Genomic DNA, 25,753 nt, shown 5'->3' with positions numbered 1-25,753 from the left:
GGCGTCCGGGTACGGCCGTCCCGGCACCCCGGCCGACGCCCCGCACCGGCCCGTTCCCTAGCGTGGTGTGGCACCAGGAAGTGGAACGACCGGAAGGAACAGGACATCTTGTCGAACAGGTCACAGAGCCGCAGCGGAGCGGGCGCGCGTATCCGGCAGGCGGGCCCCCGCGTCGCCGCCTCGGCGCTCATCCTGGCCCCCGCCCTCGCCCTGGCCGCTCCGGCGCAGGCCGAGCCGACGCCCGCATGCCTGGGTGAGGAGGGCGCCACCGTCGAGGAGGCCCGGATCGCCGGGGAGGTCCCGCAGGAGATCCTGGACAGGTCCGGGTTCGCCGCGGACGTGGACCGCTTCACCGAGGAGCTGTGCGCGGCCTCCGACACGGACGAGGCGGCCGAGATCGTCGGGCGTCACGCCGACGCGCTCTGGCGCAAGGCGGTGGACCGCGTCCGGGGGACCGGGGCCGTCGAGGGGGACCTCAGCGCAGGGGACGACCGGCCGCTCTACTGGGCGCGGCTCGGCATGACCTCCGCCCTCCACCGCTGGGAACCGGGCTTCGAGCTGACCGGGGCCGACCGCGAGGCGCTCGTGGCCGACATGGACCGCCGCTCCCGCGGCCAGGACGACGCCGGCTTCGCCCAGGACCCCGGTGGTCCCGGGGTCTCCCGCGTCGTCGTGACCGGGTTCGACCCGTTCCGGCTCGACAACGACATCCGCCAGGCCAACCCCTCCGGCGCGGCCGCCCTCGCCCTGGACGGAGCGGTGATCGAGACCGGCGACGGCGTCGCGGTGGTCGAGGCGATGCTCTTCCCGGTGCGCTGGCGCGACTTCACCGACGGCATGGTCGAGCACGCCCTCCTGCCGCACTACACCGGCGACCGCCCGGCCGACGCGGTCATCACCGTCAGCCAGGGCCGGGACGGCCGGTTCGACCTGGAGGCGCACAACGGCGCCTGGCGCGGCGGCGCCGCGGACAACGAGTCGGTCGGCACGCCGGAGACGGCCCCCATCCCCGAGGGCGTCCCCACCGTCACCCCCCAGCCGCAGTGGTCCGACTCCTCCCTGGACCACCCGTCCATCATCGGGGAGACCGGCGGGGCGCCCTTCCCCGTGGTCGACAACACCCAGGTGACCGAGATCCCGGCGGGCGGGACCGCGCCGGTGGTGCGCCCGGACGGGCCCACGCCCGGCTCCGAGGCGCGGGCCGGGGGCGGGGGCGACTACCTCTCCAACGAGATCGCCTACCGCAACACCCTGCTGCGCGACGCCACCGGCCTGGACATCCCGGCCGGGCACGTACACACGCCGATCCTGCACTTCGGACCCGGCGGCGGTGTCACCGACCCCGAGTTCGAGGAGAACCGCGAGGCGATCTCCGGCCAGGTCGAGGCCATCGTCGCGGCCGCCGTCCGGCCGTGACCCCGGGGGCGGGCGCCCCCCGCGCCCCCGGACCTCCGTTCGGACCGTCATGGCGCCTGCGCGGCGGGCCGGGCGGCCGACGCTTTTCGCAGGCCGTTCACCAGGGGAACTCCCCGGTGAAACGGTGAGGCCGGACGTGATCCGTGCCGGGCCGTTCTCCGGGGGAGCGGAACGGCTCCGCCCGCAGCGCACCGTGAGGAAGAGGTGTGCGTTTCACCAGGGCATCGACCAGTGGTGCGCGCGGGGAGCAGAGTGCTCATGCGTTCCGTCCTGATCAGTGGTGTCACCGCATTCCGAGAGGGGTGTGAGTTTCTCCCCCGGACCCCCTTCCGGAGGATGTGATTCCCTCCGGAGCCCCTGCGGTTACGGGCATGCAGACCCCGGTGTCGGTCCCTGTGCGAGGCCTTGATAAATTCTTCCGGTCCCTGTGGAAGGGTGGAGAATCCGAATTCGTGGCCGGGGCAACGGTTTATTCGGCGTGCTTATATGTCGTTCCCTGTCCCCTTCTCCGCGTGAGATGTCCGGAGGGTGAAACGGAGATGAACATCGGCGCTGACCGGGGGCCAGTGAAGAAGACGTGTTCCTGACGCGCCGGTCGTCGTGCCTGCGTTCCCCTTCATGCCCCGCCCCGATTCAAGCCCGTGGCCACCGACATCCGATCACAGAACGTCCGATCATCCTGAGGAGACACACGATGTCCGCTGACCGAACGAGCGCCACCCCCCGACGAGCCACAGCAGCGGCGCTCACCGGCCTGCTCGCCGCGGGATTCGCCGTCGGCCTGCCCGCGACCGCCGTCGCCGACACCGGGCCCTCGCCCGTCTGCACCTCTGAGACCCATCCCGAGGTCGCCGAGCGGCTCGACCAGCGGATCAGACAGGAGGTCGCCCTGCGCGAGGGCACTGTCGCCGTGGGGGTCTCCGCCTTCGAGGGGGACCTCGTCTGCGAGCTCGGGGCGGACACCCGGTTCGACGCCGCCAGCGTCGGCAAGGTCGTCGTTCTCGGCGCGCTCCTGCGCACGGCCATGGACGAGGGCAGGGAGCTGACCGCACGGGAGCACGAGCTCGCGACCGACATGATCACCGTGTCGGGCAACGACTCCGCGGTGGAGCTCCGCAACCAGCTCGGCCCGGAGCGCATCCAGGGCTTCCTCGACCTCGCCGGGATGGACGACACCCAGTTGCACCCCGAGGGGTACGTCGGCCTGATGAAGATCAACGTCGGTGACCAGCTGACCCTGCTCGACGTGCTCGGCAGCGACAACGACGTGCTCGGGGCCGACGAGCGCGCCTACGCCCGCGGCCTGATGGGCGACGTGGTCGAGGAGCAGCGCTGGGGCGTGCCCACCGGGGCGCCGGCGGGCGCCGAGGTCTACCTGAAGAACGGCTGGCTGCCCTACGACAACACCGACACCTGGCGGATCAACAGCATCGGCGGGTTCCGGGACACACCGGTCGGCGACTACGACGTCGTCGTCCTCACCGACGGCAACGACGGCATGCAGTACGGCGTGGACACCATCGGGTCCGTCGCCGCGGGAGTGCACTCCGTCCTGTCCGGCGAGGGCATGAGCACCCTGTCGCAGCCGTCCCGGACCCCCGAAGCGGTCTCCGACGGCTCCGACCGGGCCTGAGCCCCCGGCTCCGCACCTCCTGGACGGTGGACGCGGAGCCGAGGCGCGGTTCGGGCGAGCGGGGCCGGACCACGGGGGCCGTGACCGCGACCGGCCACGGCCCCGGAAGCCGCCCTGCTCGTGCTCCCCACGGGCAGGGCGGCGCCGTCTCCCCTCAGGAACCGGCGGGCGCGCCCGCGCCGCGCAGGTGGGACATGCTGCCGTACAGGTCCTGGAGCCGCCGCACCTCCTCGGCGTCGACGAAGTGCGCGATGCCGCGGCCGTAGTCCTTGGCCGTCTCGACGGCGAACCGGACGGCGGTCTCCACGCTGCGCAGATCGGTGGCCCCGGTGGCCGACCCGGCCACGGCGGTCTCGGTCACGATGGCCACGCCCACGACCGGCGCGGCGGTGGCCGTCGCCGGCTGCAGGATCGAGTTCACGTGGTAGACGCCGTTGCCGTAAGGGGTGATGTCCTGCATGGTCAGCGGCATGACGACCGGGGCGCGGCCGGTGGTGCGGGAGACGATGTCCAGTAGGGTCTCCGGCACGCGGACGATCCACCCGTCCACCACGGCCGGGGTGATGGCGATGCCGTGGTGGTTGCACACCCGGTTGCCCTTGGTGGTGTCCACGGACAGGATCGCGTCCATGGCGGGCAGGACCTCGTGCCGGTTGCTGACGTCCTGGTCCACGACCGACCCCATGAACGGGACGGGGTCGTGGGGCTGGGTCGGGGCGTCGGGGTCGATGTGGGTGGCGACGACGACGTCGCCCGGGAGGGCGTCGCCCCGGCGGCGCATGTCCAGGAGCTTGGCGGCCGCGGCGACGGCGGTCAGGGCACCGTCGCCGTCGCTGACGAAGCCGATCTGCTCCGGGCGCGCGCCCAGGCCGCCGAGGCGGCCGAGGATGCCCAGGGTGGGGGCCGACCCGCCCGACGACGCGCCGTCGGTGCCGGGGATCGTCACCCGGACGAAGTCGGTGGACCCCCCCTCGCCCGCGACGGTCTCGACGGCGACCTCGCCGTCGGCCGCACCGTGGCGGCGCAGGTACTCCGCGACGGACGCCCCGTCCGCGGTCGGGGTGTCGAGCAGGTCGTGGGTCTCGATGACGTGGCTCCAGGACATGGGTGCCTCTCTCGGTCGATGGCGGGCCGCCGGGCCCGGTCGGGCGGTACGACCGGTGCGGACACCGGTCGCGGCGGTCCTTCGGGACGGCGCCGGCCGCGCGTCCGGAGCGCGGCCGACGGGACTGTGCGGGACGGGCGTCAGCCGCCCGCGGCCCGTACGGCGGCCCGCGCCCCGGCGCGGACGGCGTCCACGACGGGGACGCCGACCTCGTCGGCGAGCCGGGCGTACAGGCCGATGGTGGTCATGCCGGTGCACGCGAACATCAGGGTGTCCGCGCCCATGGCGACCAGGCGTTCGGCGGCCTCGACCGAGGCGGCGAACCCCGCCCCGGTGGCCAGGTCGTGGGTCCGCCGCACGCCCTCGGGCACGAGCGCGGCCACGCGCGCGGACCCGAGCACGGCGGTGACCGACTCCGGGGTGCGGGTGGTCAGGTCCAGGACGCCGACCCGTGAGCCCAGTTCCAGGGCCCGGCGGGCCGCGGACTCCCCGGCGCCGACGACGGGGACGCCGACCGCGGCGCGCGCCCGGGACAGCCCCGGGTCGGCGGCGCAGCTGACGAGCAGCGCGTCCACGCCGTCCTCGCGCTCCATGCGCGCGGCCAGGTCGGCGACCTTGGCCGAGGCGAGCGCGAAGGTCGCGTCGTCGTGCACCCCGTCCGGCTGGTCGGGCAGGCACCGCGAGACGGTGTCCACGCCCAGCTCCTCCCGGATGACGCGGCCGTGGTCGTCCAGCCGCTCCCCGTCGTCGGTGGTGACCACCCGGATGACGCCGATCCTCATGCCTCCACCCCCGCCCGCGCGTCGAGGGAGTCCAGGACCTCCGAAGCCAGGCGCACGCAGACCGACCGGGCCAGGACCACCGGCAGCCCCGAGGCGGCGGCCGCGCGGGCGCGCATCTCCTCCGTGTAGCCGATGCAGTCCAGTGCCAGGAGGTCGGCGCCCCCCTCGGCGAGGCGACGCGCGGCGGCGGCGAGTTCCTCCGGGGCGCCGGTGTAGGGGGAGCAGACGTCGGTGAGGACGCGCGCCCCGGAGGGGAGGCGGCGGCCGAACTTCGCCTCGGTGTCCGTCCGCTGCTCGGGCAGGGGGCACACCACGCCCACGCACCCGGTGTCGCCGAGCAGGGCCGCGGCGCCGAAGGCGATCAGCCGGTCCGGGACGAAGAGCGGCTTGGCGTGCTCCAGCTCCGGGAAGGCGCCGGTGCAGGCGAGCAGCACCGCGTCGACCTCGCGCTCCAGGTCCGCGAGGACGCCGGGCAGCCGCTCCATGACCAGTGACTCGCCCAGGACGACGGAGGAGCCGTCGGCCAGGCGGGTGGTGAGGGCGTGGTCGTCCGGCGCGACCGGCCGCGCCTCGATCTCGGCGCGGGTGAGGCCGTCGAGCACCCCGCGCTCGACGACGACGGCCTCCGGGACCAGGGCGGTCAGCTCCGGCGTCAGGTCCGGGCGCGGCGCCTGGCCGATGGTGAGGACTCCGAGGCGTGTCATGGTTCCTCCTGGTTTCAGCGGCTGAAGATGGTGCCGACGGAGTGGACGGAGTCGCCCGCGATGAGGCCGGCGCCGACGAGGGCGATCTCCTGCTCGCCCTTCTCGCCGCGGCGGCGCTCCCACACGAGGCGGATCGCCAGCCCGGCCAGGACGAGCCATCCGGCGTTGGGCGTGGCCACGAGCAGACCGGTGGCGAGCAGCACGCCCATCTGCCGTCGGGGTCCGCCCAGGAACTGCACGACGGCGCCGGGCACGGCCCACAGCGCGAGCTGGAGCAGGACGGACGGGTCGGTCAGGCCGGCCTCGATGGTGTCGGCGTAGACGATCGAGGTCGGCGGCACGGCGCCGTCCGCGAACAGGCCCTGCCACAGCAGCGCGACCATGCCGATCGCGACGGCGAACCCGATCATGGAGGAGAAGAGCTGCTGGCGGCGACCGTCCAGCTCGTAGGCGGTGTAGGGGCGGCGGTCGCGGCGCAGGACCCAGCCCGCCTTGAAGTCGTAGCCCATGTCCGCGAAGGCGGGGCCGGTGGCCGCGCAGTAGCCGACGAGCAGGGCCAGCGGGACCCCCGGGATGCCGAGGGCCAGGCCCAGGATGAGGAAGATCAGCGTGACCGCGAAGGCGGGGAACCAGCCCGCGTGCATGGCGGCCAGGCCGACGATGAGCTCGTGGACCAGGGCGGCCACGGCGGCGAACAGGACGAACCCGACGATGCCCAGCCAGCTCATGTCCGCCCAGATGCCGCCGGTGACCGCGAGCACGAGGGCGCCCAGGGCGAACAGGACGTAGCCCGAGCCCAGGGCCCGGCCCAGCGTGGCCCGGTCGACCGTGTAGGCCAGGGAGGGGTCGTCCTGGGCCGCCCGCTCGCGGGCGGCCTCGCGCTCGGCCTCCCGGCGGCCCTGCCGTCCGGCGAGGATGACGACGATCTGCACCAGGGCGACCACGCCCGCGCCGATCATGACGCCGTGCGGCACGTAGACCGCGTTGAGGTCGACCCCGATCACCGCGGGGGAGTACTGGGCGACGAGCAGGCCCACGGCGAACATGAGCAGCGCCCAGACGTTGCCGATCATCGCGATGCCCGCCGCCGACATCGGCATGCCCAGGAAGGACGCCCCGAGCCCCACGACGCCGCCGCCCACCAGGACGGCGGCCTGGCGCCCGCCCTTGTCCCCGGCCTTGATGGTCTCGGCGGCGGCGACACCGGGGGGCCAGGCGGCGTCGGCCGGCAGGAACCGTGAGCCGAACGCCTTGTACAGCACGAACACGTCGATGAGCAGGCCCAGGGACGCCCCCAGCAGCATCGGCCACACCAGGTCCGGCCGGCCGAAGAGGAACGGGATGGCGATCGGGGTGAGCAGCGAGTTCGCCGCGGCGAAGGTCGCGCCGGAGATCGACGACTGGACGAGGTTCTGCCGGTGCGTGTCACGGAAGGACCGCAGCCCCAGGAACCCGGCCCGGCCGATGAGCATGGCGACGACGGCGCCGATGACGCTCGTGTTGGGGGAGACGCCGAGCGTCGTGATCATGTGGATGCCGATGACCGCTCCGAGGAGGCTCACCAGGACGGTGACGATCACGACGACGGGCTCGAACGCCCGCGGATGGCGCGCGCCCTCCGAAGTCTGCGGTTCTGTGGACGAACCGTGTGCCGAGGGTTCCATGTGTGTCCTTCGGGGATGGCTCGCGTCCGGCGGGGACGGAGTGTCGCTGGTCGAAGGCCTGCGGGGCGCGGATGCCGCACCCCGGCCCGTCACGCACAGGCTGCCCCCCGTTCACCTGCCGAGGCAAAGGTTTCCCACTATGTGGGAGTTAAGATCACATTGCGATCCCTTGGAACAGGGCCCCCGGACCGGCGGCGCGCATAGGGTGAGCCCCATGTCCACCGGTCCCACGGAACGCACCGGCCCCCTCCAGACGGTCGACCGCGCGCTCGACGTCCTCCTCAGCTTCGACGAGTACCGCACGAGCTGGGGCGTCATGGAACTCGCCGAGGAGTTCGGCCTGGCCAGGTCGACCGCCCAGCGGCTCCTCGCCTCCCTCGCCGGAAAGGGGTTCCTGCGCGCCGACCCCGACACCCGCCGCTACGGCATGGGCCCCGCCATGTGGCGCATGGCCGGGCTGTGGGAGCGGTCCGGCGGGCTCTCCGCCCTGGCCGAGCCCCTGCTCGCCGACCTGGCCCGCACCAGCGGGCGGACCTCCCTGTTCTGCGTCCCCGACGGCGCCCACGTGCGCTGCATCGCCGCCGTCAGCGGCTCCGAGGGGCCGCGCCGGTCGCACCCCTTCGTCGACGAGCTCTACCCCGCCCACGCGGGAGCCACCTCCCGCGCCTACTTCGCCTTCCTCGACCCGGCCGAGCGCAGGGCCCTGCTGGCGGGCCGCCCGTCCGCCCGCTTCTCCGACCTCACGCCGTTCGACGAGCACGAGGTCGAGGGGCTCTTCGACGCGGCCGTCGAGGAGGGGTACGCGCTCTCCCAGGGCGAGTACGACGCCGCCTCCCGCGCGCTCGCCGTCCCCGTGTTCGGCGGCAAGCGCCCGGTCGGCTCCGTGACCCTGGTCGAGAACAAGTACTCCGACCACGACGACGACCTGCTCGACCACCTGGCGCCGCTGCGCGCCTCCGCCGACGAGCTCACCGGGCTGCTCTCCAACCGGCGCCCGGCACCGCCCACCCGCAGGTGGAGGCGGGGCCACGGCTCCCGCCCCTCCCCGCGCCCGACCGCTCCCTGAAGGGGGACCATGCCCGAGCTGCTGCTCCTCTCCAACTCGACCAACCACGGCCGCGACTACCTCGACCACGCGTGGACGGACGTGGAGGCCTTCCTCGACGGCCGCGACGAGGTCGCGTTCGTGCCGTTCGCCGGGGGAGACCACGACGCCTACACCGCGCGGGTCGCCGAGGCCTTCGCCGCCCGCGGGATCCGGGTCACCGGGGTCCCGGCCGACGCAGGGGCCGCGCGCGTCCTCGACGGTGCGCAGGCGGTCTTCGTGGGCGGGGGCAACACGTTCCGCCTGGTGGCGACCCTCCAGCGCACCGGGATCATGGGGGAGCTGCGCGACCGCGTCCTGGCGGGCCTGCCCTACATGGGGGCGAGCGCGGGCACCAACATCACCGCCCCCACGCTGCGCACCACCAACGACATGCCCATCGTCGAACCGGAGTCGTTCGCCGCGCTGGGGTTCGTGCCGTTCCAGATCAACCCTCACTACCTGGACGCCGACCCGCGGTCGACGCACAACGGCGAGACCCGCCTGACCCGGCTGACGGAGTTCCTGGAGGCCAACGACGTGGACGTGCTCGGCCTGCGGGAGGGCGTCCACCTGCGGGTGGAGGGCGCGGGGACGGACGTGGTCCGGGCGACCCTCTGCGGCGCCGCGGTGCAGCCGGACGCCCCGGGCCCGGCGATCGTCTTCCGGCGCGGCACGGAGCCCTTCGAGGTGTCGGGCGAGGTGACCGACCTGTTCGCCCGCACGCCCCGCTTCGACCACCCGGTCTGAGGCGGACGGCACGGCGGCCCCTCCGCCGCCTCCGCGGCACCGGCCCCCGGTCGGCGTCCCGCGTCCGGGCGCCTCTCCCCCCGCAGAACGCGCGACCTCCCGGACGCGGTCCCCGCGGGCCCGTTCCACCGGGACGGCGGGACGCCCGCGGACGCCGGACGGGCCCAGGCCGACGGCGCAGGAGCCGCCGGCGGGCGCCCGGCGCGCACGCCCGGCGACGGGCGCGGCCCGTGCCGTCAGGCCAGACCGGCCCTGCCGAACAGCGGGGCGTAGCCGGACGGCAGGTGGCTCAGGAGCTGGTTCAGCTCCCCGCCGGAGACGTTCTCGGCCACCGCCGTCAGGACCGCCCCCGCGTCATGCCTCGCGGTGTCCTCCCGCGAACCGGTCCGCTCCGCGACGCGGCGGCAGAACTCCCCGGTCCCGAAGGCGTGGGCGCCCGGCTCCCCCGTTTCCCGGAGTTGCGCCCCCAGCGGGTCCGGGAGCTGCGCGGCCAGCTTGGCGACGGACTCGTCCGGCAGGCGGGTCGCGAGCACGGCGAGCACCTCCTCCGTCACCTGCGCGGCCTCGCGGTTGTCCTGGTACTCCCCGAGCTCGCGTACCTCGGCCACAAACTCGTCGTAGCGCATGGTCCACCTCGCCTCACATCGGAGTCGGAACTGTTCTCCCTGTACGGGCCCCTGCCCGACCGGGCGGGGGCCGAACCGCCTCCGCTCCGCACCTCCGCTCCGCACCGGGTGCGGGCCGACCGGGGCCGGACCCGTGGGCCGCGGCGTTGCGCGCCCGGTCTCCCGCCGTTCCGGGCGATGCTTGTCCTGCGGCACGCGGCCGGGGACGGGCGGGAGCCGCCGGGGGGCGGGGAGCACGAACCCCCCTCCTGAACGGGGAAGGCACGGCGACCCGCGGCGCCACCGTGTCCGGGGCCCGGGGCCAGAGGATCCGACCCGCCCGGAACCGTGTCCGGCGGCGTCGCCGCGCCCGGCCGGACGTGTAGCCCCGGACCCGACGGGGCGTGCGCGCCCCGGGGACACCGCCCACCTGGAGGAGACGGTGAGCACCACGCCGACGGACGACATCGCCGTCCACTACCGATTGACGCCCGCCGAGGTCGAGGAGATCGGGACGGCCCTGCGGGAGGCGGAACCCTGCGGGCCCCCGCCCACGGATCCCGCGTTCTACGAGCGCAACTGGTCGCTCCACGACTCCCTGCCCCGCGGGCTCCGCCTGTTCCTGGAGCGGTTCCGCCGCACGGAGGAGGCCGCGGCCTGCTGCGTCCACGGGTTCCCCGTGGACGACGGGACCGTCGGCCCGACGCCCCGGCACTGGAGGGGCGCGGACACGGGCCCGACCCGCCCGCAGGAACTCTTCCTGGCCATGTGCGCCCTCGCCCTGGGGGAGCCCTTCACCTGGTCCACGCTCCAGGAGGGCAGGATGGTCCAGGACATCCTCCCGGTCCGGGGGGACGAGCTGCGCCAGAGCGGCCACGGCAGCGAGGCCCTCCTGGAGTTCCACACCGAGGACGGGTTCCACCCCGGCCGGGCCGACTACCTGATGCTGTTCGGGATCCGCAACCGGGACGACGTCCCGACGGTCCTGTCCTCGGTGCGGGACGTGAAGCTGGACGCCGCGACCGCCCGGGTGCTCTCCGAACCGCGTTTCCTGATCAGGCCCGACGACGAGCACGTGCGGCAGCTGCGGGCGCACCACCCCGACCACCCCGCGCTCGAGCGCGTGCTCGGGATGCGGGACCGGCCGCAGCCCGTTCCCGTACTGTTCGGCGCGGACGCGGCGCCGTACCTGCGCATCGACCGCCCGTTCATGCGCTGCGTCGGCGACGATCCCGTCGCCGAGCGGGCGCTCGACAACCTCATGGAGGAGCTGGAGCGCGTGCAGCACTCCGTCGTGGTCGGCCCCGGGACGCTGCTGGTGGTGGACAACCACCTGGCCGTCCACGGCCGCAAGCCGTTCCGCAGCCGCTACGACGGCACCGACCGCTGGCTGAAGCGGATGGTCGTGAGCCGCGACCTCCGCAAGTCGGCCGCGCACAGCATGCCGGAGAGCCGCAGGGTCCTGGCCTGACCGGCCGGACCGCCGGGAGCGCGTTCCCCGCCTTCCGGCCGTGCGCTGCATGAAACGGATCGGGTACCACCGCCAGAAGGGGTCGGAGAACCGCCCGGAGCGATCGGCCCCGTGTCGTCGCCGTGGGATACAAAGGACGGATCCGCGTTCCACGACCGTCGTGAGGTACACCCGATGCGCCTTCCCGCTCCGCCCCTGCCCCCGGTCGACGACGCTGTGCGCGTGCACGGCATGCCGCTGGTCCGCACCGACCACGGCGACGACGACGCCCGGGACGTCGAGGACTGCACGGGCCCCGACACCGGGGCGAGCTTCCACGGCACGGAGTGACCCGTCGAGCGGCAGGGGAGCAGTGGTGACAGGAGAAGTGCGGGTCCTCGAACTCTTCCGTTTCGCGGACCCGGTGCAGGGCGTCGCCGTCGAGGTCGAGCTCTCGGCACCTCGGGGATCGGGGCAGGAGTGCTTCCTCGGCGCCCGCCTCGTGCTGGAGAGCGGCTTCGTCAACGGTCGGCTCGCACTGGCGCTGTCGTCCGGGGACCTGGACGACTGGGAGCGCTGCCTGGACGACCTCCACGCGGAGAAGCGGGCCGTGTGGCCCAGGGGCGACCGTACCGCCTGGCTGGAGGTGGCCCCCGAGGACCCGGTGGAGGTGACCGTGCACGACATGCCCTCGACGCAGATCGCGGTGCGCATGCCGATCGACGTCGCCGAGGACTGGCTGGAGGAGAACCCGGCGCGGCCTGACCGTGTCCGCGAGGCCGTCGGGCGGTGAGGCGCCGCCGCTCTCCTGGAGAGAGGCGGCGCGTGCCGGGAACATTGCCGGCCACTTGAGTCCGGGGCCGGTGCTGGTCCATAACTGCACCGCGGTTCCCACGAATTACAGCGCCCCCTGGCGGAGGAGGACCAGGAAAAGGTCTTTCGTGCTTCTGGTGGGCCTCCGACCCCGAAACCGTGGAGGAGGGGCCGCGTACGGTCCTGGCCACCATCGTCGGTGAGGGTGTCAAGACCCTGGTCGAAATCACCGTCGACGCCGCCACACAGATCGATGCCGACTCCCTGGGGCAAGGCGAGTTGTCCGACGGTCCGTCCCGACCTGGGCCGACGGTACTGGGCGATGCGGTCATCGCGACCGACGGCCACCCCTTCTGGGCGAGTGGGTCGACGCCGTCGACCTGGTTCCCGGGATGTGGTTCCTGCCCTCGGAGGGAACTCTGGTCCAGGTCACTGGCACCAGAGTCTGGACCGAATCGGAACGGGACTACAACCTCACGGTCAAGGACCTGCACACGTACTATGTGCTGGCGGGTGAGACGCCGGTACTCATTCACAATTCTGGGGGATGCCCAACTGGGGCCCGCGGTCTGCGGACGGCAAGTTCTCGAAGCGTAATGGCGAGCCTGGGCGTGATGGCGCTGCGGATGAAGCAAACGCCTGGGATCAGCTAAAAATGGCCGACGCAGTGGTCATGCGCAACGAAACTTTAGTTTCCGCACCAGGAATGCGAGTCCGCAAGTATGACGGCGCGGTTGAGATCAACGGTCAGTGGTGTGGAATAGAAATTGAGGGAGGAACTGGCAGGAAGAATCCTCAGCAACGGCAATTTGATGATTGGCTCAATGCGCCTGGAAATGCAGTGGAAACTAGCGATGGCCGTACGCTTTTCGGGGCCCACGATGCGTGGATGGATCGGTCGACCTCACAGGCGATCTGGCTGGACTGCGGTACCGTATCCGCAGCTTAGTGCTGCGAGTCGGCCACGGCTCGCGACTTCGGGAGAGGTGGTGGCGATGAGTTTCGATCTGATTTTTTGGTATCAAAAAGTGGCCCCGACATCAGGGGAGGTCGCTCAGATCTACGATCAGTTGACGGATGGAGTTGCCGGTATCGTCGAAGAGAGTTCGGCTGTCGAGGACTTCTATCGAGCTGTGATCTCCGAATTTCCAGATCTAAGCGAAGAAAATATGGAGGAGTCTCCGTGGGCCTCTCCTCTCTATGTCACTGGAGAGTGCGTCATTGCCGCCATCTCCTGGTCGCGTTCCAGTGAAGTCTCTTCGGTGTTGCTCGGCTTGGCGTCGACGCACGGGCTGACTGCGTATGACCCCCAGGGTCAAGTGGTCTACGGAAATTCCGGAGACAGCTTAAACCGCTGATGAATTGGCGGAGGAGCGCATACCGCGGACAGCGCGTCAGTTACCGCTGCACAGGTGCTTGACGGCAACGTCAGCGGACGACGGCTGAGACTGGTGGGTCGTCGAGGTCGTTGCCGGTGGGCCGGAGGGCGTTGCCGAGGATGTCGATGGCCCGGCGCTGGAGGCGGAGCCGGACGTGGGCGTAGACACCGGCGGTGACGCCTATGTGGGCGTGGCCGAGAAGTTCCTTGATGACGACGAGGTCGATGCCCTGTTCCAGGAGCAGGGTGGCGGTCGAGTGTCAGAGGTCGTGGAAGCGGATCGTCCGGAGTTCTGGGCGGTGGAAGCGGCGGGTGATGTTGGTGGGGTCGAGCGGCCTGCCCTTCGGGGTGGTGAAGATGAGTCCGTTGTCCGTCCAGCCCGTTCCGGCTGTCTTGCGTTCTTCCTCCTGCCGTTCCTGGTGGATCTCGAGCGAGTTGATGCATTCGGTGGGGAGGACGATGCGGCGCTCGGAGGCCAGGGTCTTGGCGTTCAGGACGGTCAGCCCCTGGCTGCGGGTGCGTTGGAGGGAGCAGTGGATGGTGGCGGTGCCGCCAGTGAGGTCAAGGTCTTCCCAACGCAGGCCGAGGAGTTCGCCCTTGCGGAGTTCGGTGCGCAGGGCGAGTTCGAACAGGGCGTGCAGCCAGTGATCGCGCACGACGGTAAGGCACTGGCGGGCTTCGTCGGCGGTGAGGGGTTCGAAGCGTCGGGGCCGTGGGGTGCCGGTGCGGGCGACGTTGCGCGGGATCTCTCCCTCGCGGACGGCGTGCTCCAGGGCGGACTTGAGCACCGAGTGGATGTAGGTGGGCGTCAGCGGGGAGAGCAGCTGCTCGGCGAAGCGGATGACGAGCCCGGACTTGATCGGCGCCGCGAGCGCGCCGTCGACGTACGCGGAGAATGCGGCGACGCTGCCCATGGCCCCGGGCTTGACCGCGTATACGGCGCTGGTCCCGTACAGGGCGCGCATGGAGTCCAGGAACCGCTTGCGCTCGGAGCGATGGACACCGACGACATGGCGCAGCGCCGACCTGCCGCGGACGAGGAAGTAGTCGACCCCGGCGGCCTTGAGGGCGTCGGTGACCAGGCGTAGGTTGTGCTCCGCGGCCCGGGACGCGGTGAATCGGTCCACGACCCGGCCCAGGAGCTCGGCGCCGTCCAGGGTCAGGGAGCGCAGGGCGGGGTCGCCCTCGAGGAGCACGGAAGGGGTAGAAGGCCCATATGTGCACAGAGGTGACGAGTGAGGTGTCTGATCCGTTGACGTGGAGCGGCGAGAAGTTGCCTCAGATGTGAAGACGTACCGGAGATGCTCGCATAACGCTCTTTGTTGATGACCGAGGGTTATGACTTGGAGGTTCGGCAGCTTCGAGGCTCGGGGTGTGGACTGTTCGAGTGGTGCCGCCTCGGTGGGTCGGGGTGGCGAGTCGGCGGTCCGGCCTGCGATTTCCGGTTTCTCGTGGTTCCTCTTTCAGGAAGTGTCGACAGAGGCTTCGCCGTCGGCGTCGATGTGCGGAGTCACTCTGGGTCATAGTGGCCGGATCCGGCCAAACAGGTTTGGTGCCAGCTCAAGCCCTCGAAAATCGCGGGCGCGAAGCTTCGGGTGCTCTGGTGGACTCTGAGGCACTTGTTTGGATCTGAGGGCTCCAGTAGCTTCTGTCTCGTTTGAGGTAGCTGTGACTGGGTTCCGCGTGGTGCGGTGTCCCGTTGGACAACAAAAGACAGGCATCCCCCATGCATCCCCCCTTGACCCGGGCGACGGCGGTCACCGCTGCCGCGATCCTTGCCCTGTCACTGCTCACAGCACTGCCCGCGGCAGCGGACGAGGACGACCCCACCACGTCCGCCGGTGAGGATTCCCCGAGCGAGGAGTTCGACGCCCTGGAGCTGGCCCGGGAGACCGGGGAGCGGGTGGAGATCCCGTCTCTGACGGACGAGAAGACCCAGCACTTCGCCAACCCCGACGGTTCCCTGACCGCCGAGACCCACGCCGTCCCGGTACGGGTGCGCTCCGAGGACGGCTGGATCGACGTCGACACCACCCTGGTCACCACCGACGACGGGCTCGTCCGACCCAGGGCCGCGGGGATGGACATCGCCTTCTCCGGCGGCGGCGACGCCCCCATGGCCAGGATCGGGATCGGCTCCAACAGCGTCGCACTCGACTGGAACGGCGACCTTCCCACCCCCACACTGGAGGAGGACCGGGCCACCTACGCCGACGTCCTCCCCGACGTCGACCTGGTGCTGACCGCCGGGACCGAGGGCTTCACCCAGGTCCTCGTTGTGCACACCCCCGAGGCCGCGACCTCCCCCGACCTGGCCGAGTTGGAACTCGCCCTGGCCGCCGACGGCGTCACGATGAGCGCCGACGAACACGGCAACATCGAGGCCCTCGGTGACGAGGGCGGGCACAGCGTCTTCACCGTCCAGGCCCCGGCCATGTGGGACTCCACCGGCCACGACGAAGCTCTCGGTGAAGACCCCATGGTGGCCCCCACCAGCGGGGCGCGCACCGCCCTCGTCGAGACCTCGATCGGTGTGGACTCCATCCGGTTGGTCCCCGACCAGGAGATGCTGGTCGACGACACCACCGAGTTCCCGGTCTACATCGACCCCTCGGTCAGCGCGAGCCGCCCCAACTGGGCCTATGTCGACAAGGCGTACCCCTCCGTGGCGTACTACAACACCAAGGAGGCCGACGTCGGCGTCGGCCGTGTGGAGTGGGACCAGGACTACACCAAACGTCTGTTCTTCCAGTTCTCGGTCATGGCCCGTACCGACCACCCGAACACCATCATCAACTCGGTGACCCTGCGCGCCCAGGTCGAGTGGGGATGGGACTGCACCAGCAACTCCTACATCGAGCTTCACCGGGTGGACGCGTTCAACAGCAGGACCACGTGGAACAACCAGCCCACGGCCCGCACTCTCCAGGACACTCAGAACGTCAAGGGCGGCTGGGCCACCTGCCCCAAGAACAGCGGGGTGGAATTCGACGCGCTCAACGCCTACCAGTGGGGACTGGACAACAACGCCTCCCACATCCACCTGCGGCTGAAGGAACGCAGCGAGGCCGGCACCACCGCGTGGCGACGCATCAACACCAAGAGCACGCCTCCGGTGCTGGTGATCAACTACAACCACCCGCCCGAGAAGCCGGTCACCTCGACCCTGTCCGACTCCCTCGGCGGTGCCTGCTCGACGGACAAGACCAACCCCCGGCTGGTCAACAGCACCGAGGCCATCCTGCGCGGCCAGTTCCGCGACCGAGACTCCTACTGGGTCGGCCAGCAGGTCAAGGGCCAGTTCCAATGGAAGGTCGACGGCGCCGAGACGAACCTGGGGACCTCGGACTCGGCCTACGTCACCGTCGCGAAGTGGTCCGGCGGCAGCTACCGGTCGGTGGCGGCAGCGGGCCTGCCCGAGAACGAGCTGATCGCCTACCGGGCACGGGGACACGACCAGTCGAACTGGGGGCCCTGGTCCTCCTGGTGCTACTTGACGATCGACACCACCAAACCCGAGAGCGGACCCGCTGTGGTCTCCACCGACTACCCGGCGGGAGACATCGTCCACGGAGCGGTGGGCCGTACCGGCGACTTCACGTTCTCCAACAACGGCGTCGCCCAAGCAGTGGCCTACCACTACAGCCTCAACGACGCCTCCTGCTCCACCCGGATCGACCTCGACACCCCCGGTGCGACCGTGACCGTGCCGATCACTCCGCGCCGAGACGGTCCCAACCTGCTGCACGCCCGCACCACCGACGCCTTCGGCAACTCCTCCGGGTGCGTGCTCGTGTACACCTTCACCGTCGCACCGCCCTCGAACCCCGTCGCCCACTTCCCCCTCGACGAGGGACAGGGCACCACGGCCGCGGACCTCGCGCACGACGGCCGCGTCGCCACAGCATCCGGTGCCGTGGACTGGACCCGGGGGCGCGTCGGTGAACGCCGTGGACAGAACTACCGGCTAGAGAACGCCGGCCTGGACACCGTCAGCGGTGAACGGCTGACCACCGAGGATCCCGTCATCGACACCGACGACGCCTTCACGGTCTCCGCCTGGGTCCGCCTGGACGTCCAGCCCAGCCGTGCCTACACCGCCCTCGCCCAGGCCGGAGACCGGCACAGCGGCTTCTACCTCGGCTACCAGCACACCGACGGCGGCCGTTGGATCTTCAAACAGGCCCCCTACGACGGAGACGGCACCCCCATCTCCGAACGCGTTCTGTCCCTGGAACCGGCCCAGGTCGGGGTGTGGACCCATCTGATGGGCACCTACGATCCCGCAAGCGGCGAGCTCACCCTGTACGTCGACGGCGTCGAACAGGGCACCCATATCCAGGAGACCGCGTGGAATGCCCAGGGGCCGTTCGTGATCGGCGGCGCCCTGTACCGGGGCACCTACCACGACTTCTGGCCCGGAGCCATCGACGACGTCCTTGTCTGGGACCGCGTCCTCACCGACGAGGTCCCGGAGGAGACAGAGGACGCGCGATCGGAGATCTGGGAGCTGGCCAACCGCCCGGCCGCCCTGGAAGGGCGCTGGAAACTGGACGAGTACGAGGGCACCGTGGTCGCCGACGCCTCGGACCACGGCCTCGAGGGCACTCTGCACGGTGACCCGCTCACCGCCTGGAACCAGGCGGTCAACGACGTCACCTTCGCGCCCGGGGTGAGCCTGGACCGCGGGGCACAGGAGCACATCTCGACCGAAGGCCCGGCCGTCCGCACCGATCGCAGCTACAGCGTGGCGGCCTGGGTCCGCCTGGACGAGGTCGGCGCGAACACCGCCGCGGTTGCCCAGGACGGCAACGACCACAGCGGGTTCACCCTCGCCTACCAGCACACCTATGAGTGGAACAACTGGGTGATGAAGCTGCCCCCCGAAGACCGGACGGGAGCCACGGGGTGGCACCGGGCCCTGTCCGATCACGCCCCCGAGTTCGGCCGCTGGACCCACCTGGCCGCGACCTACGACCACACCTCGGGCGAGGTCACCCTCTACGTCGACGGGGTCGAGAACGGCACGGCGGAAGTGCCGGCCGCTTGGCACGCAGACGGGCCGGTCGTCATCGGCGGCGGACGCTTCGAGCGGCAGTTCGCCGACGCCTGGATGGGTGATGTCAGTGACGTCCACCTCTACCAGGGTGTGCTTTCCCAAGCCGACATCTACAACGTCTATGAGGGGCTGATTCCGACAGGGGCCTTCTGAGATGTGAGAACGCTGTAAACCCCAAGCCACACCTCTGTCCTTCTCGAACCAGGCGCTCCCGGTGACATCGACGATCACCGGGGCTGGAGGCCCCCTGTGTCCATATTCCACCCTTCCTCGCCCTCCTCCCGGGATCTTGCCGAGACCGGAGATCCCACACTGCTCCAAACAGTGCGGACACGATCCCGACGGTGGCTCACCGGGATCACCTCCCTTGCGGTACTGGTGAGCCTGCTCTCGGTTTCGTCTTCCCAAGCCGACTCGATCAACCAGCAGCCTGAAGTGGAGGACGAGCCACTGCTGGCCACCACAGATCTGGTGGCCGAGGCCGTGGAGGAAGACTCCGCGGTCGACGACGCGGCCATCATCCAGCTTCCGGATGCTCACTGGCCTGAGACCGAGACAGTCGACCTCGAAAGCTCTCCGGAGGAAGGGACGGCGTCCATGGCGCCCCTGGATCCGGAAGAGTTCCTCGAGTGGGAAGTGCCCGAGTTCTTGCAAGGGCTCCCCCCCCGAAGCTGAAGATGAGGACGCCCCTGGTGAGGGCGGGGATCGCATCCACGGCGAGCCCCAGCCCGAGAACGAGCCCTCAGCCAACCCGGAGGACACGGACGGCCAACCAGGCGAAGAGGAGCCCGAGACTGAGGCGGCTCAGGGTCCAGACCCGTCTCCCTCCATACCTGAGGTTGATCCGACAGAACCGGCAGAAGCCCCCGTGGAGCCTCTTGTCGTCGGCCCCGAGCCGGTCACCGGAGCGAACCTGGAGATTCTCGACCAGGAGGCAGCGGAGGACGTTGGCGTCAACGGAGTTCTGATGCGCCTTTCGCGCACCGACGGCGTGGACGCCCCCGGCCCCGTCCAACTGGATCTGGACTACACCGATTTCTCCACGGCCTTCGGTGGTGACTACGGGTCGCGCTTGCGCCTGGTCGCCGTGGACGATTGCGCTCTGGAGGCCGATCCCGCGGCCGGCTGCCAGGCCACCTACGACTTGGGTTCGGTCAACGATTCCTCGGCCCGCACTCTCAGCGCGATCGCCCCCGCGACCGCTGGTGGGGTGACTCTGGCCGCTGTGTCCGAGGCAGATGGAGACAGCGGTGACTACCAGGCCAGCGACTTGTCGCCTGCGGCCTCCTGGGATGTCGGTCTGCAGACGGGAGACTTCTCCTGGGCGCATCCGATCACCACCCCCGATGTAGCCGGTGACCTGGCCCCCAGCATCTCCCTGGCTTACTCTTCCGGCTCCATCGACGGCCGCACCGCCTCGTCCAACAACCAGACCTCATGGTTGGGCGAAGGTTTCGAGTACCACCCGGGCTACATCGAGCGTTCCTACGTGCCCTGCGCTGACGACGGACAGAAGGACCCGAACAAGACCGGTGACCAGTGCTGGCGCCGCCAGAACGCGACGCTGTCGCTGAACGGCATGTCCAGCGAGATTCTTCTGGGAACGGACGATACGTGGCGGCTGCGTAACGACGACGGCTCCAAGGTCGAGCACTTGACCGGAGCGACGAACGGCGACAACGACGGCGAGTACTGGAAGGTCACCACCGCCGACGGTACCCAGTACTTCTTCGGCCGTAACCGACTCCCCGGCTGGTCGAACGGGAAACCGGAGACGAATTCGGCGTGGAGCGCACCGGTCTACGGCAACGACACAGGGGAGCCCTGCCACAAAGCCACCTTCGCCGAGTCTTGGTGCCAACAGGCATGGCGGTGGAACCTCGACCACGTCGTCGATGTCCACGGCAATGTCATGAACTTCCACTACACCAAGGAGGAGAACCACTACGGCCGTAACCGCAGCACGGTGGCCACCCCCTACGACCGCGGCGGCTACTTGCGCCACATCGATTACGGGCTGCGCAGTGACGATGTGCACGCAACCGCGCCGGCCCGAATCGAGTTCACCACAGGTGAACGGTGCCTGAAGACGGACAGCTTCGACTGCGCCCCCGAAAAACGCACCAAGAACAACGCCTCGCACTGGCCCGACGTGCCCCAGGACCAGGAATGTAAGGCCGAAGGGAAGTGCTCCAGCAACTACGCTCCGACCTTCTGGAGTACCAGGAAGCTCGACAAGATCGCCACCCAGTACCACGACGGCACTGAGTACGTGCCCATCGACTCCTGGACGCTCACCCACAAGTTCCCGGCTCCGGGTGACGGGACCGACCCTGCGCTGTGGTTGGACTCGATCACCCACACCGGACACGTCGGCGGCACATTGGCCAACCCCGCGCTGACCTTCGCGGGCACTCCTATGCCCAACCGTGTCGACTCGCGTTCGGACGGCGTGGCTCCGATGAACAAGTGGCGCATCACCGCCGCCTACTCCGAGTCGGGTAGCCAGCTGGACGTCATGTACTCCCAGCCGGACTGCGAGGCAGGTGAGGAACCGGAACCACACGACAACACCAAGCGCTGTTACCCCGTCGAGTGGACCCCCACAGGTGTGGGCGACGACATCACCGACTGGTTCCACAAATACGTGGTCACCCAGGTCACCGAGGTCGACTTGGTCACCGATCAGCCGGACGTGATCACCACCTACGACTACCAGGGTGGCGCGGCCTGGCGGTACATGGAGGCCGACGGGTTCACCAAGGACGAACGGCGGACCTGGTCGCAATGGCGTGGCTATGCCACCGTGCGAGTGGGCACCGGGGTGGAAGGGGAGTCCCCAACGGAAGAGGAGCACCGCTTCTTCCGCGGGATGCACGGTGACAAACAACCCTCCGGTACCCGGAGTGCGAAGGTCACCGACTCCGAGGGAACTGAGCACACCGACCACGACCACTTCTACGGTCAACCATTGGAAACGCTGGTCCGCAACGGCCCCGGTGGTGAAGTGGTGGACAAGACCATCACACTGCCCTGGCACCGGCAGACCTCGTCAAGGTCCTATTCCTGGGGAACTCTGACCTCGAACATCGTCAGACCGGCTTCTGAACGCTCCTACACACCTCTGTCCGGAGGCGGGTGGAGAGTCCACCAGATCGACACCGCCTACGACACGCGCGGTCTGCCCACCCAGGTGTTCGACCACGGAAACACCTCCACCGAAGGGGACGAGCGGTGCGCCCGCACCAGCTACGTCGACAACTCCGGCAAGAACATCATCGGTCTCGTGTCCCGGGTCGAATCCGTCTCCGTGGGATGCGACGTCACGCCATCCCGGCCTGAAGACGTGAGTCTTGATCTTCGCAGCTCCTACGACGGCGGAGGCTTCGGTGAAGAACCCTCCCAAGGTATGGAGAGTCGTTCCGAGCGTCTGGTCGAATACGACGGCGACGAACCCGTCTACCAGACCGTCACCGAGTCCACCTTCGACGGCTACGGCAGGCAGACCAGCGAATCCGACGCGCTGGGCAACGAGACCACCTACGCCTACACCTCGCAAATCGCGCACGGTGCGCCGACCTCCCTCATCGTGACCAACCCGCTCGGCCACGAATCGGTGACCCACCTCGATCCGGCCAGAGGCCTCACACTCACCGAGATCGACCCCAACGGCAAGAAGACAGAACTCGCCTACGACCCCATGGGACGCCTGACCGAAGTCTGGATGCCTGATCGCAACCGTTCTGGCGGTATAAGCCCCAGCCTGAAGTTCGAATACCACATCACCAAGGACCGGGCCTCCTACGTCACCACGAGCAGTCTCAACCCGCAGGGTGACTACAACACCACCTACCAGATCTACGACGGCCTACTGCGCCCACGCCAGACTCAGACTCCCGCGACCGGCGACGGACGCCTCATCAGTGACGTGCTCCACGATCACCGCGGTGTGCAGGTCCAAACCCGGACCGCCTACCCGACCGCTGGAGAGCCCAGCGGCACAGTCGTCACCGTGAACAACACCGACGAGATCCCCCGCTACGAGCGGTCGGTCATCGACGGAGCAGGACGCCCTGTCCACACCATCAGCATGTCCCGAGGCGTGGAACTGTGGCGCACCAGCACCGAGTACGACGGGGAAAGGACCCTGCAGACCGCCCCCCAGGGGGGGACGGGCACCACCACCATCACCGACGTCCGCGGCAGCACCACAGAACTGCGACATCACCACGGTCGTGAACCCGTCGGTGAGTACGACGCGATCACCTACACCTACACCGCTCGCGAGGACCTCGCCACGGTGACCGACACCGCTGGCAACGAGTGGTCCAACACCTACGACCTCATGGGTCGCAAGGTCGCCAGTTCCGACCCCGACACAGGCATCACCACCTACACCTACGACGACCTGGACCAGCTCCTCACCCGCACCGACGCCCGCGACCAGACCCTGGCCTACGCCTACGACGCCATCGGACGCACCACAGCCCTGCACGAGGGCTCGATCGACGGCGAAAAACGCGCTTCCTGGGTTTTTGACACCGTGGCAGAGGGGCATCTCACCTCGGCCACTCGCCATGACGGGGAGAATGCCTACACCACGCGGGTCGTTGCCTACGACCAGCTGTACCGACCCGCCACCAGCGACATCATCATCCCAGCTGCGGAGACCGGGGTCGCAGGAACCTACCGGTTCACCACTCGCTACCACCCCGACGGCAGCATCAGGAACCAGACCTTCCCGGCTGCCGGGGGACTGGACGTAGAAAACGTTACGTACGCCTACGACACTCTGGGCCAGATGACCGGCGTGGAGGGTGAAGGAACCTACGTCCAGGCCGCCCACTACTCCAAGGTCGGCAACCTCGTCCAACGCTCGCTCCACCGCGGCGGACGAAGTGACAGAACCACCTGGGTCACCTGGGACTACAACGAGGGCACCAACCGCCTGGACTGGGCCAGCGTCGTACCCCAAATCGGCAACGGGTCGCTGTTGCACCAGCACTACGCCTACGACGACGCCGGCAACATCCTCTCCCTCCGAGACGAACCCACCGACCCCGACCGCCAGTTCGATGTCCAGTGCTTCGACTACGACCACCAGCGACAGCTCAGCCAGGTCTGGACGCCCGACGCCACCGGTGAGAACGCCTGTGAGGCACCCCCCGAGGTGACCGACCTGGGAGGGGCTTCTCCCTACTGGCACACCTACGCCTACGACTCCGTGGGCAACCGTGTCACCGAGACCCAACACGGACCGGGAGGCCAGACCACCCGCTCCTACGACCACCCTGCCTCCGGCCAGGCCCAGCCCCACGCGCTTTCACAGGTGCAGGAGACCGGGCCCGCCGGTGACAGGCTGGAGGAGTACTCCTACGACGACGCGGGGAACATGGTCTCCCGCGTCACCGCGAGCGCCGATCAGGTCCTGGAATGGGACGCCGAAGGCCGACTCTCCAGAGTGGGCGACGCCGACCTGGGCGTGACCACCTACCTCTACGACGCCGGCGGCGAACGGTTGATCCGGCGCGATCCGACCACCACCACCCTGTACCTGCCGGGGATGGAGATCCACTACGAGCGGCAGAGTCTGCTCCGGCAGGCGTTCCGGTACTACCAGCACAATGGGGACACGGTCGCGGTACGCGATTCCTCCACCGGCGTGGTGTCCTGGCTGTTCTCCGATCATCATGGCACTGGACAGCTGTCAATCGACTCTGTGACCCGAGAAGTGACACAGCGCAGATTCACCGCGTTCGGTGTGGAGCGGGGCGGCACCGGTCAGTGGCCGGACGAGCACGGCTTTGTCGGGGGCACGATCGACGAGTCCACGGGACTGACCCAGCTCGGCGCCCGCGCTTACGACGCCACCCTTGGACGGTTCGTCTCGGTGGACCCGGTGCTGGACGTGACCGACCCGCAGCAGATGCACGGCTATACCTACGCCAACAACAACCCGGTGAGCTACACAGACCCCGACGGCCTTTACCTCCGAAAGGCCATCGGCAGGAGCTCGAAGCCCAAGGCTGCTCCGAAGCCGCGAGCTAGGCACATTCCAAAGACACCTCGTCCGCGTGGTATCGGCGCTGGGGTGCGTCGTACCTCCGCCAACATCGGAAGAACTGCTGATCGATTCTTTCGGTCAGCTGTGAGAAGGCTCCCCAGTCGGCGTCAGGTGTTCGACTTCTTTGCGGGCACTGGGCATTCTTACCTCAATCAAGGAATCGTAGGTTTTGGCTACAGGGCGGCGCAGAGAAATGGGGCACCTTCTTTTGCTGACTATTCCGACATGTTTGGAGATGGTTCTGATTCGGGCGCTTTCTCTGCGGGGCATTCCACTGTCGAAATCAGCCATGAAACCGTAGAGACGGTTGTCACGACAATTTTCCCCGTCGGTAGGATTGTGGGAGGGGGTAGTCGGGCTATTTCCCGAATGCGGGAATTCGCTATGGAGCAGACGAGCGATACGTGTAACAGCTTTGTCAGGGGTACACGGGTCCTGATGGCCGACGGCTCCCACAAGCCGATCGAGGACCTCCAGATCGGTGACCTGGTGTGGGCTTCCGACCCTGAAACCGGGGAGGAGGGGCCGCGTACGGTCCTGGCCACCATCGTCGGTGAGGGTGTCAAGACCCTGGTCGAGATCACGGTCGACACCGCGACGCAGATCGACGCTGGCACCCTGGACCGAGGCGAGCTGCCCGATGGTCCGTCCCGACCTGGGCCGACAGTGCTGGGCGATGCGATCATCGCGACCGACGGTCACCCCTTCTGGGTCCCCCTGCTGGGTGAGTGGGTCGAGGCCATCGACCTGATTCCTGGGACGTGGTTCCTGTCCTCCGAGGGGACTCTGGTCCAGGTCACTGGCACCAGAGTCTGGATCGAACCGGAGCGCGTCTACAACCTCACCGTCCAGGACCTGCACACGTATTATGTGCTGGCGGGAGCTGCCCCAGTCCTGGTTCACAATTCGAATGGTTTGTGCGGAACTGAAGCGCTGGAAAATGGAGACTGGCAGCACATCGCCGCTCGCCATCGTCCTGGAGGTGCGCTGGTAGATAGTTCGGCTGGAATTTTTAGCGGTAAGGAGAATATTGTCCGTCGGCGAATAGCTGAAACCATTGATCGGGGACGTCCGCGTCCGAACAGGCCGGATCCTGTTACGGGCGAAGCGCGGCCTGGCCAAATCTACGAGTGGGATTTCGGAACGCAGGTAGGTTGGGTCGGTACTGGTAGAGGCCGCAGGGAACTGACGGGTATTCGTGTAATTGTGAACGAAGACAAAGTCGTGACGGCATTTCCGTACTAGT

At 69.2% G+C, this 25,753-nt stretch carries 18 protein-coding genes and 1 pseudogene; 13 read left to right on the top strand and 6 right to left on the bottom strand.

Features of this window, described 5'->3' with window-relative positions; genetic code table 11:
• The first annotated feature begins 150 nt into the window (after positions 1–150).
• Together ACIRPH_RS01365 and ACIRPH_RS01360 are read left to right on the top strand one after the other, a co-directional pair.
• Positions 151–1,416 (top strand): pyroglutamyl peptidase, encoded by a 1,266-nt coding sequence (locus tag ACIRPH_RS01365; RefSeq protein ID WP_402909434.1) that lies wholly within the window; start codon positions 151–153, stop codon positions 1,414–1,416.
• Between the two features lie 694 nt (positions 1,417–2,110).
• Positions 2,111–3,049, top strand: a complete 939-nt coding sequence (locus tag ACIRPH_RS01360) for a serine hydrolase (RefSeq protein ID WP_402907955.1) — start codon at positions 2,111–2,113, stop codon at positions 3,047–3,049.
• Positions 3,050–3,203: 154 nt separating this feature from the next.
• Here the strand turns inward: ACIRPH_RS01360 and ACIRPH_RS01355 are convergent, their stop codons facing one another.
• The 4 genes from ACIRPH_RS01355 to ACIRPH_RS01340 all read right to left on the bottom strand — a co-directional run bounded on the left by ACIRPH_RS01355 (position 3,204) and on the right by ACIRPH_RS01340 (position 7,304).
• Positions 3,204–4,154 (bottom strand): DUF1177 domain-containing protein, encoded by a 951-nt coding sequence (locus ACIRPH_RS01355; protein WP_330158028.1) that lies wholly within the window; start codon positions 4,152–4,154, stop codon positions 3,204–3,206.
• Between the two features lie 140 nt (positions 4,155–4,294).
• Positions 4,295–4,936 (bottom strand): aspartate/glutamate racemase family protein, encoded by a 642-nt coding sequence (locus ACIRPH_RS01350; protein ID WP_402907952.1) that lies wholly within the window; start codon positions 4,934–4,936, stop codon positions 4,295–4,297.
• Positions 4,933–5,640 (bottom strand): AroM family protein, encoded by a 708-nt coding sequence (locus ACIRPH_RS01345; RefSeq protein WP_402907950.1) that lies wholly within the window; start codon positions 5,638–5,640, stop codon positions 4,933–4,935. The genes ACIRPH_RS01350 and ACIRPH_RS01345 overlap by 4 nt, the downstream gene beginning before the upstream one ends.
• Positions 5,641–5,654: 14 nt before the next feature.
• On the bottom strand, positions 5,655–7,304 hold the full coding sequence (locus ACIRPH_RS01340; RefSeq protein ID WP_402907948.1) for an OPT/YSL family transporter: 1,650 nt from the start codon (positions 7,302–7,304) through the stop codon (positions 5,655–5,657).
• 214 nt (positions 7,305–7,518) lie between these two features.
• Here ACIRPH_RS01340 and ACIRPH_RS01335 point away from each other — a divergent pair, with 214 nt between their 5' ends.
• The gene (locus ACIRPH_RS01335) at positions 7,519–8,370 is read left to right on the top strand and encodes an IclR family transcriptional regulator (protein ID WP_402907946.1); all 852 of its coding nucleotides are present in this window, start codon (positions 7,519–7,521) and stop codon (positions 8,368–8,370) included.
• Between the two features lie 9 nt (positions 8,371–8,379).
• On the top strand, positions 8,380–9,138 hold the full coding sequence (pepE, locus tag ACIRPH_RS01330) for a dipeptidase PepE (protein ID WP_402907944.1): 759 nt from the start codon (positions 8,380–8,382) through the stop codon (positions 9,136–9,138).
• A gap of 236 nt (positions 9,139–9,374) precedes the next feature.
• Here pepE and ACIRPH_RS01325 read toward each other — a convergent pair whose 3' ends face one another.
• Positions 9,375–9,764 carry a DUF2267 domain-containing protein gene (locus tag ACIRPH_RS01325; protein ID WP_402907942.1) on the bottom strand — a complete coding sequence of 130 codons (390 nt, stop codon included), beginning with the start codon at positions 9,762–9,764 and terminating at the stop codon, positions 9,375–9,377.
• Between the two features lie 421 nt (positions 9,765–10,185).
• Here ACIRPH_RS01325 and gntD point away from each other — a divergent pair, with 421 nt between their 5' ends.
• The 6 genes from gntD to ACIRPH_RS01295 all read left to right on the top strand — a co-directional run bounded on the left by gntD (position 10,186) and on the right by ACIRPH_RS01295 (position 13,364).
• Positions 10,186–11,214 (top strand): guanitoxin biosynthesis L-enduracididine beta-hydroxylase GntD, encoded by a 1,029-nt coding sequence (gene gntD / locus ACIRPH_RS01320; protein ID WP_402907940.1) that lies wholly within the window; start codon positions 10,186–10,188, stop codon positions 11,212–11,214.
• A gap of 174 nt (positions 11,215–11,388) precedes the next feature.
• On the top strand, positions 11,389–11,544 hold the full coding sequence (locus tag ACIRPH_RS01315; protein ID WP_344178579.1) for a hypothetical protein: 156 nt from the start codon (positions 11,389–11,391) through the stop codon (positions 11,542–11,544).
• 25 nt (positions 11,545–11,569) lie between these two features.
• Positions 11,570–11,986, top strand: coding sequence for a DUF5959 family protein (locus tag ACIRPH_RS01310; protein WP_402907937.1), 417 nt, complete (start codon positions 11,570–11,572; stop codon positions 11,984–11,986).
• A 373-nt stretch (positions 11,987–12,359) separates the two neighbouring features.
• Complete coding sequence (locus ACIRPH_RS01305) at positions 12,360–12,659, top strand: polymorphic toxin-type HINT domain-containing protein (protein ID WP_402909432.1); 300 nt, start codon at positions 12,360–12,362, stop codon at positions 12,657–12,659.
• Positions 12,554–12,955: a hypothetical protein gene (locus tag ACIRPH_RS01300; RefSeq protein WP_402907935.1), complete on the top strand. Its 402-nt coding sequence runs from the start codon at positions 12,554–12,556 to the stop codon at positions 12,953–12,955. Before ACIRPH_RS01305 ends, ACIRPH_RS01300 begins: the two co-directional genes overlap by 106 nt.
• A gap of 46 nt (positions 12,956–13,001) precedes the next feature.
• On the top strand, positions 13,002–13,364 hold the full coding sequence (locus ACIRPH_RS01295) for a hypothetical protein (RefSeq protein WP_402907933.1): 363 nt from the start codon (positions 13,002–13,004) through the stop codon (positions 13,362–13,364).
• Positions 13,365–13,434: 70 nt separating this feature from the next.
• Here ACIRPH_RS01295 and ACIRPH_RS01290 read toward each other — a convergent pair.
• Positions 13,435–14,298 (bottom strand): annotated as a pseudogene (locus ACIRPH_RS01290) (tyrosine-type recombinase/integrase).
• An 812-nt stretch (positions 14,299–15,110) separates the two neighbouring features.
• Here ACIRPH_RS01290 and ACIRPH_RS01285 point away from each other — a divergent pair.
• The 3 genes from ACIRPH_RS01285 to ACIRPH_RS01275 all read left to right on the top strand — a co-directional run bounded on the left by ACIRPH_RS01285 (position 15,111) and on the right by ACIRPH_RS01275 (position 25,752).
• The gene (locus tag ACIRPH_RS01285) at positions 15,111–18,596 is read left to right on the top strand and encodes a LamG-like jellyroll fold domain-containing protein (protein ID WP_402907931.1); all 3,486 of its coding nucleotides are present in this window, start codon (positions 15,111–15,113) and stop codon (positions 18,594–18,596) included.
• A gap of 225 nt (positions 18,597–18,821) precedes the next feature.
• Positions 18,822–19,118 (top strand): hypothetical protein, encoded by a 297-nt coding sequence (locus tag ACIRPH_RS01280; protein ID WP_402907929.1) that lies wholly within the window; start codon positions 18,822–18,824, stop codon positions 19,116–19,118.
• Positions 19,119–19,311: 193 nt separating this feature from the next.
• Positions 19,312–25,752 carry an RHS repeat-associated core domain-containing protein gene (locus ACIRPH_RS01275; RefSeq protein ID WP_402907927.1) on the top strand — a complete coding sequence of 2,147 codons (6,441 nt, stop codon included), beginning with the start codon at positions 19,312–19,314 and terminating at the stop codon, positions 25,750–25,752.
• Position 25,753: the final 1 nt, after the last annotated feature.

The sequence above is a fragment of the Nocardiopsis sp. NPDC101807 genome (genome assembly GCF_044766605.1).
In the GTDB taxonomy this organism is placed as follows: Bacteria; Actinomycetota; Actinomycetes; order Streptosporangiales; family Streptosporangiaceae; genus Nocardiopsis; species Nocardiopsis tropica.
The sequence above is the reverse complement of the archived record's forward strand: the minus strand, read 5'-3'. Positions and strand labels throughout refer to the sequence as shown.

Coding starts and splice junctions, on each gene's coding strand:
- ACIRPH_RS01360 (WP_402907955.1), top strand. CDS start 2,111: ATGTCCGCTGACCGAACGAGCGCCACCCCCCGACGAGCCACAGCAGCG.
- ACIRPH_RS01355 (WP_330158028.1), bottom strand. CDS start 4,154: ATGTCCTGGAGCCACGTCATCGAGACCCACGACCTGCTCGACACCCCG.
- ACIRPH_RS01350 (WP_402907952.1), bottom strand. CDS start 4,936: ATGAGGATCGGCGTCATCCGGGTGGTCACCACCGACGACGGGGAGCGG.
- ACIRPH_RS01345 (WP_402907950.1), bottom strand. CDS start 5,640: ATGACACGCCTCGGAGTCCTCACCATCGGCCAGGCGCCGCGCCCGGAC.
- ACIRPH_RS01340 (WP_402907948.1), bottom strand. CDS start 7,304: ATGGAACCCTCGGCACACGGTTCGTCCACAGAACCGCAGACTTCGGAG.
- ACIRPH_RS01335 (WP_402907946.1), top strand. CDS start 7,519: ATGTCCACCGGTCCCACGGAACGCACCGGCCCCCTCCAGACGGTCGAC.
- pepE (WP_402907944.1), top strand. CDS start 8,380: ATGCCCGAGCTGCTGCTCCTCTCCAACTCGACCAACCACGGCCGCGAC.
- ACIRPH_RS01325 (WP_402907942.1), bottom strand. CDS start 9,764: ATGCGCTACGACGAGTTTGTGGCCGAGGTACGCGAGCTCGGGGAGTAC.
- ACIRPH_RS01315 (WP_344178579.1), top strand. CDS start 11,389: ATGCGCCTTCCCGCTCCGCCCCTGCCCCCGGTCGACGACGCTGTGCGC.
- ACIRPH_RS01300 (WP_402907935.1), top strand. CDS start 12,554: ATGCCCAACTGGGGCCCGCGGTCTGCGGACGGCAAGTTCTCGAAGCGT.
- ACIRPH_RS01295 (WP_402907933.1), top strand. CDS start 13,002: ATGAGTTTCGATCTGATTTTTTGGTATCAAAAAGTGGCCCCGACATCA.
- ACIRPH_RS01285 (WP_402907931.1), top strand. CDS start 15,111: ATGCATCCCCCCTTGACCCGGGCGACGGCGGTCACCGCTGCCGCGATC.